General features: G+C 57.7%; 11 protein-coding genes. 8 read left to right on the top strand and 3 right to left on the bottom strand.

Going from position 1 to position 11,948, the window contains the following annotated elements:
* Positions 1 to 17: 17 nt before the first annotated feature.
* The 3 genes from CPAR_RS03045 to CPAR_RS03035 form a co-directional block, all read right to left on the bottom strand.
* Positions 18 to 758: a phospholipase C/P1 nuclease family protein gene (locus CPAR_RS03045; protein WP_012501848.1), complete on the bottom strand. Its 741-nt coding sequence runs from the start codon at positions 756 to 758 to the stop codon at positions 18 to 20.
* 134 nt (positions 759 to 892) lie between these two features.
* Complete coding sequence (nadA, locus tag CPAR_RS03040) at positions 893 to 1,861, bottom strand: quinolinate synthase NadA (RefSeq protein ID WP_012501847.1); 969 nt, start codon at positions 1,859 to 1,861, stop codon at positions 893 to 895.
* Positions 1,862 to 1,963: 102 nt separating this feature from the next.
* Positions 1,964 to 2,359, bottom strand: a complete 396-nt coding sequence (locus CPAR_RS03035; RefSeq protein ID WP_012501846.1) for a co-chaperone GroES — start codon at positions 2,357 to 2,359, stop codon at positions 1,964 to 1,966.
* A 331-nt stretch (positions 2,360 to 2,690) separates the two neighbouring features.
* Here CPAR_RS03035 and mreC point away from each other — a divergent pair, with 331 nt between their 5' ends.
* The 8 genes from mreC to nadB all read left to right on the top strand — a co-directional run bounded on the left by mreC (position 2,691) and on the right by nadB (position 11,907).
* A complete protein-coding gene (gene mreC, locus CPAR_RS03030) occupies positions 2,691 to 3,533 on the top strand; it encodes a rod shape-determining protein MreC (RefSeq protein WP_012501845.1) in 843 nt (280 codons plus the stop codon).
* A 52-nt stretch (positions 3,534 to 3,585) separates the two neighbouring features.
* A complete protein-coding gene (locus CPAR_RS03025; RefSeq protein WP_012501844.1) occupies positions 3,586 to 4,074 on the top strand; it encodes a rod shape-determining protein MreD in 489 nt (162 codons plus the stop codon).
* A gap of 5 nt (positions 4,075 to 4,079) precedes the next feature.
* Positions 4,080 to 6,002, top strand: a complete 1,923-nt coding sequence (gene mrdA, locus CPAR_RS03020) for a penicillin-binding protein 2 (RefSeq protein WP_012501843.1) — start codon at positions 4,080 to 4,082, stop codon at positions 6,000 to 6,002.
* On the top strand, positions 6,002 to 7,477 hold the full coding sequence (locus CPAR_RS03015; protein WP_012501842.1) for an FAD-binding oxidoreductase: 1,476 nt from the start codon (positions 6,002 to 6,004) through the stop codon (positions 7,475 to 7,477). Before mrdA ends, CPAR_RS03015 begins: the two co-directional genes overlap by 1 nt.
* A gap of 284 nt (positions 7,478 to 7,761) precedes the next feature.
* Positions 7,762 to 8,235: an SsrA-binding protein gene (smpB, locus tag CPAR_RS03005; RefSeq protein ID WP_012501841.1), complete on the top strand. Its 474-nt coding sequence runs from the start codon at positions 7,762 to 7,764 to the stop codon at positions 8,233 to 8,235.
* Between the two features lie 28 nt (positions 8,236 to 8,263).
* The gene (tyrS, locus tag CPAR_RS03000) at positions 8,264 to 9,472 is read left to right on the top strand and encodes a tyrosine--tRNA ligase (protein WP_012501840.1); all 1,209 of its coding nucleotides are present in this window, start codon (positions 8,264 to 8,266) and stop codon (positions 9,470 to 9,472) included.
* An 84-nt stretch (positions 9,473 to 9,556) separates the two neighbouring features.
* Complete coding sequence (locus CPAR_RS02995) at positions 9,557 to 10,102, top strand: pyruvoyl-dependent arginine decarboxylase (protein ID WP_012501839.1); 546 nt, start codon at positions 9,557 to 9,559, stop codon at positions 10,100 to 10,102.
* Between the two features lie 209 nt (positions 10,103 to 10,311).
* Positions 10,312 to 11,907 (top strand): L-aspartate oxidase, encoded by a 1,596-nt coding sequence (gene nadB, locus CPAR_RS02990; RefSeq protein ID WP_012501838.1) that lies wholly within the window; start codon positions 10,312 to 10,314, stop codon positions 11,905 to 11,907.
* Positions 11,908 to 11,948 lie beyond the last annotated feature (41 nt).

Genomic DNA, 11,948 nt, shown 5'->3' with positions numbered 1-11,948 from the left:
AAACATTTCCGCTCACGCTATTCCCCTGCGACAGCCATCTCCTGCTCCGCATTGACCCGCTCGGTCCAGGCCAGCACGGCGTGCAACAACGCGGCGCTTTTGATTACCTGACTGTAGGCCTCCTCTTCGGTCATATCCCGCTTCTGACGTCTCATCCTGTTGCCGAGTTTCCGGGACGATTCGGCGACAACAGCGATTTCACGCGCCAGATCCTCTTCGCTGTTGATAACCGGCGGCTTCATTTTGCGCTGGATGTAACCGATGTTATTACGCACACTGCGTTCAATGATACCGTCGTTGATCGTGTGGTGCGCTTTGTTGAACGCGTCGTAGGGAACATTGTGCAGCGGCATGGAGAGGTCAGCGATGTAGTGGGCGGAGTAGGCCAGCGGATAGCGGGCGTATTTGCCGGTTCGGGCCAGCGCGAAGTACTCTCTGACCGAACCGATGATTGCACCATAGAGATGCCCCTCTTTGTCATCCGGTTGGTTGTAACGAGCAGCCTGCGCCATGACCATCTCCGCCGTAACTTTTTTATTGGCCTTGTTGCTAAAGTAGTGGTTCGGAACCTCAATCGCCCGGAACGGCTCTTTCGATTTGGCCACGTCAGCTGCAACGGCATTGTACCAGATATCGAGCCCGGCGGCTTCGGCTATGGTCAGGTGGGTTTTGTCATGCCAGGCAAGGGCTTCGGAATGGAAGGGCTGGCAACAAAGCAATACCGTGACGGCTGCGATGCGAATGGCGAGCGAACGCATGATGACTCCTTCTGAAATGTTGTGCAATGAAAGAAGGTACACAGAGGAATGTGGAGTCGGCAACGATGGAGGAGGGATTCGCGGAAATATTGCCGGGCCGCGCATCTGAGGACCAGCGGCGGCCCGGCGGAAGGTCAGGCGGACATTTCGAGCATCTTCTTGATCGGCTTGAGCGCCGCTTCGCGAAGATTCTCGTCGACCGTGATTTCAGGTGAGCGGTTGACCATGCAGAGGTAGAGCTTTTCGAGCGTGTTCTGCTTCATCTGCGTGCAGACGCTGCGCGGATTGGCCGGATCTTTTGGCGCCGGAATGAAGGTCTTGCCAGGCGAGCGCTTCTCCATTTCGTAGAGGATGCCCGGCTCGGTAGCTACGATAAAGCTCTGCGATGGGCTCTTGACCGTGTAGTCGAGTAACGCGGCCGTCGAGCCGACGAAAGAGGCATGGCGAAGCACCTCGTCGCGGCACTCGGGATGGGCGATCAGCTCGGCGTCCGGATATTTGGCCATCGCCTGGATCATGTAGACCTCGGAGTAGGCGTCGTGCACGTAGCAGTAGCCCTGCCAGAGAATCATGTCGCGATCGAGCTTTTTGCTGAGCCAGGTGCCGAGGTTGCGGTCGGGGCCAAAGATGATCTTCTGCTCCGGCGGAATCTGCTCGACGATGTGCGCGGCGTTCGAGGAGGTGCAGGTGATGTCCGAGAGCGCTTTGATCGCCGCAGTGGAGTTGATATAGGTGATCGCGATGGCGTCGGGATGCTGCTCCCGGAACGCGCGGAACTCCGCTTCGGGGCAACTGTCGGCGAGCGGGCAGCCCGCGTGGTCGTCGGGCATGAGCACCAGCTTGCCGGGATTGAGAATCTTGGCCGTCTCGGCCATGAAATAGACGCCCGCGAACACGATAACATCAGCGGAGTTATCCTCTGCCGCCCGCGCCAGAGCGAGGCTGTCACCGACGATATCCGCCGCCTGCTGAACTTCCGGGACGGTATAGTAGTGGGCCAGAATGACGGCGTTCAACTCTTTCTTGAGCGCCACGATCCGTTCAAGCAGCTCTTCGGTCGAAAGCTTCGAGGCCTCCTCTGGTCTATCGTTTGCTGTGGTCATATCGATTTCATGAAAAGCGATGAATAAAAAAACTCCTCGCCGAACGAAGAGGAGCAAGATCACGCAGAACAGAAACGGTGGTCAATCCGACTGCTGCGTGATTCAGTGGAGATAGTCTTCAAGGTCGTCATCCTCCCGGATAAGCAAGAGAATGGCCGAGTTGGGTACGATCAGGTAGCGTTCGTCCTCGTACTCGATCTCGTAGGCACTGTTCTGCACGAAAATGGCCAGGTCGCCGATCCGCGCCTGAAGCGGGATGTACTGCGGCCCCTCGATGCGCTCTTTCCAGGGCTCATCGGCATCACTGGGCGGGCCGACCGGGTAGCCGGGGCCAGACTTGATGACGTAACCGCTCTGGATTTTTGCCTTCTCCTGAACGCCCGGTGGAAGATAGATGCCGGACTTGGTGCGCTCATCGACCGACTTGGGCTTGACGAGCACGCGGTCGCCGACAACGATGAATTTATCCGTAACGTTCTTGTGGCCTTCAAATACCATGCCTGAAAAAAATAGCTTGTCAGAATTTCCCTGAAACGGTAATCGAACCTGAAAATCGTCATTTCAGTTCAAAAAGCAAAAAAGAGCCCGCGTGAAACCGGTTCACCAACTTGTATGCAAACTCTGATCTCTTGACAAAATTCATCACAGAATAGCCGTCACATCTGTTATATTTATGATTTGTTTTATTAATACATCCTGTTTTGGATCACGGTCACCGCTCATGCCCAGGCCGTTGTGACAACGCAAGACGATCGATATGCGGCACTCGCCTGCCCCGGCAGGCCGCACTACTCAACTGCGCAATGTGTAACCAAGGAAGACAACGGACGTGACCAGTTTTCTCCGTTTTATCGCCAAGCATACCGCCTACTTATACTTTCTGGTCTATTGCAGCCTCTCCATCGCGATCATGCAGCTTGAGCGCAAGGAGACGCTCGATGCGATCCGTGAGCGAGGTCTGGCCATCAACGCAGCCGTGGCGGAACAGATGTCCGGCCTCCGGCACATCTTCTCGCTGAAGCAGGACAACGAACGGCTGTTCCTGCAAAACGCCCGCCTCTTCTCGAAACTGGTGCATCAGGAGCTCGCCCTGCGCGACCTGCAGGAAAAGCTCTCCCTGCTCGAAAACCGGCCTGAAGGAATGAGCCGGTTCACCATCGCGCGCGTGGTTGACCGACAGTTCAGCCTGACCGAGAACATGCTCATCATCGACGCCGGCAGGAACCAGGGGGTAGCCAAAAACATGACCGTCCTGACCCCCGACGGACTGGTCGGGCGAATCATCGAGGTCTCAGATAATTACGCAAAGGTGTTGCCGGTCATCAACCGGAACTTCAAGGTCAGCGTGGTGACCGACAGCACCCGCACCAACGGCCTGCTCTCGTGGAGCAACGGCAACGAACGCATCGCCCACATCGAGCATGTGCCCGTCAGCGGCACCCTGCTGGTGGGCGAAGGGGTAAGCACCTCCGACTACAGCACCTTTGCCTGTCGGGCCGTTCCGGTCGGCCGGATCGAACGAATCTCCAAGGACAAGCTGTTCTACAATGTGGATATTCGTCTGGGCGTCGATTTCTCCTCACTGAACCAGGTGATGGTCTGCCCGGATAAACCGTCGGAGGAGAAACTCAGACTGATGCGATCGCACGACAGCCCTGAAAAACAGGAATGAACGCGACAAGCCGCCCATCCACGCAAACGGTAACCAACAAGAACGCGCCGAATTGAAAAAGATTTTTTTCTATACAGCTTTCATGATCGTGCTGGCCTTCGTGCAGCATTTCCTCGTTTCAAAACTGGTGCTGTGGCACACCGCGCCTGACGTGATGCCGCTGTTCATCGCCTTCACCGCGATGTCGATCGGCCAGCGAACCGGCACTTCGTACGGTTTTGCAGCGGGCATCATCAGCGGCTTTCTGTCGGGCAGCATCGGCATGGAGGCGCTGATCGGCACCATCGAGGGCTTCGTGGCAGGCTTCTTTCACGTGCCTGAAGAGAGCCACGCGACCTCGACCAGAAAACGGCGGAAGTTCTACATGGCCTCGGCAGCTGCGCTCCTCACGGGCAATGCGCTGCGGGCGATCATGAGCGATCCGCTGTCGCTGCCGATCTACATCAGGCTGCCCGAAGCGCTCATCCTCGGCACCCTCATGAGCATGATCATCTGCGTGCTGGCCTACCATCTTGCGTTGAAGAAAATGCTCAGGGACTGAGAATCATGGACAAGATTCAACGCGGACTCAACCTCACAACCATCCTCATCGCATCGGTCTTTGGGCTTCTCTTCGGACGGCTGGCCTGGCTCCAGATCGTCGAACACGACGCCATCGGATCGAGGTCGAGCAGCGTTCGCCGCATCTGGGTGCAGGCTCCGCGGGGCCACTTCATCGACAGAAAGGGGGTCACGGTGCTGGAAAATCGCGCGCTCTACACGCTCAAGATCATCCCTTCGGAACTGCGGGAATCGACCATCCCCTACCTGGCCTACCTGCTCGAAATGCCGGAAGAGGAGTTACGCGAAAAAATTGACGATGCCAGAGCCTACAGCCGTTTTGCCGCCTCGACGGTCTATCGCGACCTGAACGAGTTTGCTGTAGCTCGCATCAGCGAAAACCTCTGGCAACTGCCGGGAGTAATCATTGAAATCGAAGACAAGAGAAAGTACAGCGACCAGTTCAGGGGCACGCACCTGTTCGGCTACCTGCGCAATGTGAACCGCGCGCAGCTCGACACGCTGGCCGAAAAAGGGTACACGCCTAACGACAAAATCGGTTTTTCGGGCATCGAGCGGAGTTACGAAGAGGAGCTCAGGGGTGACAAAGGCGCCCGGTTCGAACTGGTCACCCCGCTCGGCATGCTGGTAGGCAAGTATAACGACGGCAAAAACGACATTCAGCCGGTCAAGGGCAACGACCTCTACCTGACCATCGATGCCGGACTTCAGCAACTTGCCGAGAACCTGCTGCGAGATACCGGCCACTCGGGCGCAGTGGTGGCAATCGATCCCTCCGACGGCGGCATTCTGGCCATGTGCAGCGAGCCGGACTTCGACCTCGACATCCTCAACGGCACCACGCGACGCAAAGAGTGGGCCGACATCGTTCTGTCGCCGGACAAACCGCTGTTCAACCGCGCGATTCAGGCCGCCTATCCCCCCGGCTCAACCTACAAAATGGTGCTCGGCATCGCAGGACTGGAAACAGGCCTGATCAAACCCGAGGATACGATTATCTGTACCGGCACCTGGACTTTCGGAAGGCGTGCGTTCCACTGTCACGGCAGCCATGCGCACGGCAAGGTCAACCTTGAAAAAGCGATCACCGAGTCGTGCAACATCTATTTCTACAACATGATGCTCAAGGTCGGACTCGACACCTGGAACGAATACGGACGGATGTTCGGCTTCGGCCAACGTGAGGGGATCGACCTGCCGGGAGAGCGGCGCGGACTGCTGCCATCGACCGAGTATTACAACAAACGTTACGGCAAAAACCGCTGGACGAGGGGCTACCTGATCAGCCTCTCCATTGGTCAGGGTGAACTCGGGGTAACTCCGTTGCAGCTCGCCAACTATGCAGCCACCCTGGGCAACGAGGGGCACTGGCACGAGCCGCACCTCGTGAAGGGATACCGCGACACCCGCACGGGCATTTTCGTGCCGATCGATCACGAATCGAGAACCTTGCCGATCTCGAAACAGACCTTTGACATCATCAAAAAAGGAATGCAGGGGGTGGTGGAGAGCGATCAGGGTACAGGCACTCTGGCGCGGGTTCCCGGCGTGACCGTGGCCGGCAAAACCGGCACCGCGCAGAACCCGCACGGCAAGGATCACGCCTGGTTCATCTGCTTCGCGCCAGTCGATAACCCGAAAATCGCCATCGCGGTGCTGGTCGAGAACGCCGGTTACGGGGGCAGCATCTCCGCGCCAATCGCCCGCGCCATGATCGACTACTACATCAACGGCCCCAAAAAGCCGGAACAGGAAACCAGTGCCGAGAAGACGACCGAAGTCGCCGCCGATACGACAAAAGCTTCGCCGGTGATGGAGCCGCCGGTGATGGAACCGCCGGTCACAACCGCAACACGTGCCCCGCAGGACAGCACCAACGCAGAAGGACAAACAGAATTGGGAGATTGATGTTACTGAAAAGCGAACCATCGGCCATCGCGGCGTTTCTCGAAGATACCAGCAACCTGAAAAGCGGCTGGACGCCCGGCGTCTGCTTCCCCGAAACGCTGGAGGAGATTGCGGCGCTGCTACGCGAGGCTCACGCCGACGGTCGGCGCTACACCATCGCGGGCAACGGCACCGGTACCACCGGCGCGCGGATTCCGTTCGGCGATTACGTCATCGCCATGCAGAAGCTCGACCGCATCGACGAGGTCGAGGTGTTGGGCGACGACAAGGCGATGCTGCACGTGCAGGGCGGTGCGCTGTTGCAGGATGTTCAGGCGAAAGCAGCAGCGGCAGGCTGGTTCTATCCACCCGACCCAACTGAAAAAACCTGCTTCATCGGCAGCACAATCTCGAACAACTCCACCGGCTCGCGTTCGCTCAAGTATGGCCCGACGCGCAATTACGTGCAGGCGCTGAAAATCGCGCTGCCGCAAGGCGACATTCTTAAGATCGAACGCGGCGAGCACTTTGCCGATACCGAGGACCGCTTCACGATTGACCTCCCAATCGCCGGTCGCGTCACCTTCCGGCTACCGGATTATACGATGCCGAAGACCTCGAAGCACAACGCGGGCTACTGGTCGAAACCGGGTATGGATCTGATCGACCTCTTCATCGGCTCGGAAGGCACGCTCGGCGTCATTCTCGAAGCCACCCTGCTGCTCCGCCCAGCGCCGGAATCGGTCATCGCCTGCCTGGCGTGGTTCCAGAGCGAGGAGGAGCTGCTCGACTTCGTCGGCAAGGCGCGTACTGGAAGCGGCGGCGTGAGTCCGCGGGCGCTCGAACTCTTCGACCGGCGCGCGCAGGAGTTCCTCCGGCAGAGCTATCCAGAGATTGCGCAGGAGACGGCAGGAGCGATCTATTTCGAAGAGGAGACGACTGCCGACGCCGAGGATACGTGCCTCGAAGCGTGGCTCGATCTGATGGAAGCATGCGGCTCGCCGGTTGAAAAGAGCTGGGCGGCACTTGACAGCGAAGGATTACAGAAGCTCCGCGAGTTTCGGCATCAGCTGCCGGTGCTGGTCAACGAATGGCTCAGCCGCCAGTCGGAGAGCAAGGTGAGCACCGACATGGCGCTGCCCGACGAGCGCTTCGCCGAGCTCTTCCGCCTCTACCGCGACGCCTGCGACCGCGAAGGGTTCACCTACATCATCTTCGGCCACATCGGCAACGCCCACCTGCACCTGAACATTCTGCCGCGCAACCACGAGGAGTTCGTTCGAGCCAAAACGCTCTATCGGCAGCTCGTCTCGGACGTGCTCGCGATGGGCGGCACCCTCTCGGCGGAGCACGGAATCGGCAAGCTCAAAAGCGAATATCTGGTGCAGATGTACGGCCGCGAAGGGATCATGGAAATGGTGCGTGTAAAAAAAGCGTTCGACCCTTATCTTACGCTCAACGTCGGCAACATGATTCCGAAAGAGTATTTTGAGTGAGGCGGTGGTGCGTAATTGCGTTCTGTAATTACAAATTCCCTGTAGGGGCAGACCTGCGTGTCTGCCCTGTCGTGAACCACAAGGGTTTGATGAAGAACGACATAAAGCTATTGGCGACAAGAGAACTGTCCCGACAACTTTTGGGGTTTGCAAAATTTACGGAAGGGCAGACACGCAGGTCTGCCCCTACGAATATTCAGGATGACAGAACCCGAAAAAGAACGGCTGATGATCCGTTGTTCGACGCGCCTTTGAAACAACCTGAAACCTGAGAAAGAGAACCGTTGGCAAAAAAGCAAGGCAAGCCGGAGTACGTCACGGCGATCAGCAACCGCAAGGCACGTTTCGAGTACGAAATTCTCGACACGATCGTGGCGGGCATCGAACTGCTCGGCAGCGAGGTCAAATCGGTGCGCCTCGGCAAAGCGAGCCTGAACGAGAGTTACGCGATGATCCATCGCGGCGAAGTGTGGCTTGAAAACATGCAGATCACACCGTATGAACACAACACGCTCGATACGCTCGACCCGAAGCGCAGCCGCCGCCTGCTGCTGCACAAGTCGGAAATCCTTCGCCTGCAATCGAAAATCAGCGAAAAGGGCCTGACCCTCATTCCGCTCAAGGCCTTCTTCAACCCGAAAGGCATCCTGAAAATCGAACTCGGCCTCGCCCGAGGCAAAAAGCTCTACGACAAGCGCGAAACCGTCAAGAATCGCGACGCCGAACGGCAGTTGCAGCAGCTCAAGAAACAGTATTAATCTCTATCCTCCGACAATCAGACAAGCCATGCATTTCCCACCCGTCAAGGAACAGCTCGATAGTATCGTCAACAACACCGTCGAGGTCCTCAGCACCGACGAACTTGAAAAGAAGCTCACCAAAAGCCTCAAGACCGGCAAACCGCTGAAGATCAAACTCGGCGCCGATCCGTCGCGCCCTGACCTGCACCTCGGCCACTCGGTGGTGCTCCGCAAGCTGCGCGAGTTCCAGGATTTGGGACACGAGGCGATTCTCATCATCGGCGACTTCACAGCGATGATCGGCGACCCGTCGGGCAAAAGCAAGACCCGCCCGCAGCTCACCGCTGAGGAGGCGAGGGAGAACGGCAAGAGCTACTTCGAGCAGGCCTCGAAAATCCTTGATCCCGAAAAGACCACCATCTGCTACAACGCAGACTGGCTGGGCAAAATGAGCTTTGCGGATGTCATCCGCCTGTCGAGCCACTACACGGTTGCACGAATGCTGGAGCGCGACGATTTCGAGAAACGCTACAAGGCGCAGGCGCCAATCTCGATCCACGAGTTTCTCTACCCGCTCGCACAGGGCATGGACTCGGTGCACCTGCAAAACGATGTGGAGCTGGGCGGTACCGACCAGAAGTTCAATCTGCTGGTAGGCCGCGACCTGCAGCGCGAGTACGGCATCGACCCGCAGGTGTGCATAACCATGCCGCTGCTCGTCGGCACCGACGGCGTCGAAAAGATGTCCAAATCGCTCGGCAACGCCATCTGCTTCAACGACACGCCGGAAGATATGTACGGCCGGACGCTCTCGATTCCTGACCCCCTGATCGAAACCTACTGGAACCTGCTCCTGCCGCACCATAGCGGCAACGATACGCCAGTTGCCGAACGAGTAGCCGCCGATCCGCGAGAGACCAAGCGCGAACTGGCACGCGAGGTGGTGGCGCAGTACTACTCGACGGATGAAGCCGCCAAAGCACAGGAGCATTTCGACCGAGTAATCGTCAACAAACAGGCCCCCTCCGACCTGCCGACTATCGAGTTCGAGGAGACCTCGATGCCTATCGTCGAGATGCTCATGCAACTCAAGGCGTTCCCGTCTAAAAACGAGGCGCGGCGCATGATTCAGCAGGGCGCAGTGCAGGCTGATGAACAAAAAATCACCGACATTAACGCCGTGATCGAACTCGGTGAAAACCCCGTGATCATCAAAGCCGGCAAGCGGAAATTTTTTAAGGTTAAACGTGCATAAAAAACGTTTTGAATGAGGTAGCTTTTTCCTATAATTGCTCAAACGGACAACATTTTTCAGCAACCTCTATCCGGAGAAACCACCTTGTCATTCGTCCCGACAAAAGTCTTTTTCACCAAGGGTGTCGGAAGGCACAAAGAGTATCTCTCTTCGTTCGAGCTCGCCCTGCGTGACGCCAAGATCGAAAAGTGCAACCTGGTGACGGTTTCCAGTATTTTTCCTCCCAAATGTGAGCGCATCAGCGTCGAAGAAGGTCTGAAACACCTCAAACCGGGACAAATCACCTTTGCGGTCATGGCGCGCAACTCGACCAACGAGAACAACCGCCTCATCTCCGCGTCGGTCGGCGTAGCGCTTCCAGCTGACGAAACGCAGTACGGCTATCTCTCCGAGCACCACCCGTATGGCGAAACTGCCGAGCATTCCGGCGAATACGCTGAGGACCTGGCGGCCACCATGCTGGCCACTACGCTCGGCATTGAGTTCGACCCCAACAAAGACTGGGACGAGCGCGAGGGCATCTACAAAATGAGCGGTAAAATCGTCAACTCATTCAACATCACCGAGTCTGCCGAGGGCGAAACCGGCCTCTGGACGACCGTCATCTCCTGCGCGGTGCTGCTGCCGTAAGGCCTATAATCTGACGAAATATTCGTATCGATACCGGGAATCTGTCGTGTGACTGATTCCCGGTTCTCGTTTCAGGCGGAGCGCAACAAGCATCTGCGCTCCTGCCGGAAGTTGATTCCGGACTGCGTATATTACGTTTTGCCGGCACCGTCCCAGGCTCGCGGCAAGCAGTTGGTAGCGCTACCCGCAACTCATCAATCACGCCATACATGACACAGGAAGTGAAAACCGATGTGCTGGTCATCGGCAGCGGCATCGGAGGGCTCTATTTCGCCATCCACATGGCCGATCACGCCAAGGTGACCATCATCACCAAAAAAGAGAGCTCGACCTCGAATACCAACTGGGCGCAGGGCGGCATCGCCGCGACGATCGACACCAACGACAGCCCGGAACTGCACATCGAAGACACGCTCGACGCGGGCGCGGGCCTGTGCAACGAAGAGATGGTGGGCCTCATGGTGCACGAAGGGCCATCGCATATCCGGCGGCTGATCGAACTCGGCGTGGAGTTCACCACCAACCCCAACCATTCGCTTGACCTCGGCAAGGAGGGCGGCCATTCGCGCAACCGGATCGTGCACGCCAAGGATCTGACTGGCCGTGAGGTCGAAACAGCGCTGCTGGCGCGGGTCAACGCGCATCCGAACATCACGCTGCTCGAACACCACTACGCGCTCGAACTCATCACGGAGCACCACCTCAAAATAAAGACTAACGACATCACCTGCTATGGAGCTTACGTGCTCGACACGCTCAACCACAAGCCAAAGAAAATTCTGTCGAAAGTGACGATGGTCGCGTCGGGCGGGCTCGGCCACGTCTATCTGCATACGACAAATCCGGATATCGCCACCGGCGACGGCATCGCGATGGCCTATCGCGCCGGAGCGGAGATCGCCAACATGGAGTTCATCCAGTTCCACCCGACCTCGCTGTTCCACCCGAAAGCCAAGTCATTCCTGATCTCCGAAGCGGTGCGTGGCTTCGGCGGCATTTTGCGGAATCGGGATGGCAAGGCGTTCATGAAGCGCTACGACAAGCGTGAAAATCTCGCGCCGAGGGACATCGTAGCACGAGCGATCGACTCGGAGATGAAAAAGAGCGGCGACGAGTGCGTCTTTCTCGACGTGACGCATATCGATGCAGACAAGGTGATCGAACACTTCCCGCACATTTACGACACCTGCCTTGAGTTCGGCATTGACATGACAAAGGAGATGATTCCGGTGGTTCCGGCGGCGCACTACTCGTGCGGCGGCATCAGGACGGATAGCCGCGGTCGCAGCACCATCAACAATCTGTATGCCTGCGGTGAAACGAGCTGCACCGGCGTGCATGGCGCGAACCGCCTTGCGAGCAACTCCCTGCTCGAAGCGCTGGTCTTCGCCTGGCGCTCCAGCGAGGACATTCGCCAGCACCTGAACACCATTCATGTCGAGCATGAGTTTCCGGACTGGGACGACTCGGGCACGACCAATCCGGAAGAGTGGATTCTGGTGGCGCACAACAAGCGCGAAACCCAGGCGATCATGAACGACTACGTCGGCATCGTCCGAAGCGATTTACGCCTCGATCGCGCGCGCCGGCGCATCGATTTCCTCAAGGAGGAGACCGAAGCCTACTACAAGAAAACGAGGATCACGCCGCAGATCATCGAGCTGCGCAACATCATCAAGGTGGCAAGCCTCGTCATCGAAAGCGCAATCAAGCGCCGCGAATCACGCGGACTGCACTACACCACCGACTTTCCGCAGAGGGACGACAAGCATTATCTGGTGGATACGGTGCTGCGGTCGTTTTGAGCCCCAATCTTTGAGTCAGGGGACTTGAGATCGACTGAAGA

Source organism: Chlorobaculum parvum NCIB 8327 (genome assembly GCF_000020505.1).
Lineage (GTDB): Bacteria > Bacteroidota > Chlorobiia > Chlorobiales > Chlorobiaceae > Chlorobaculum > Chlorobaculum parvum_A.
The sequence above is the reverse complement of the archived record's forward strand: the minus strand, read 5'-3'. Positions and strand labels throughout refer to the sequence as shown.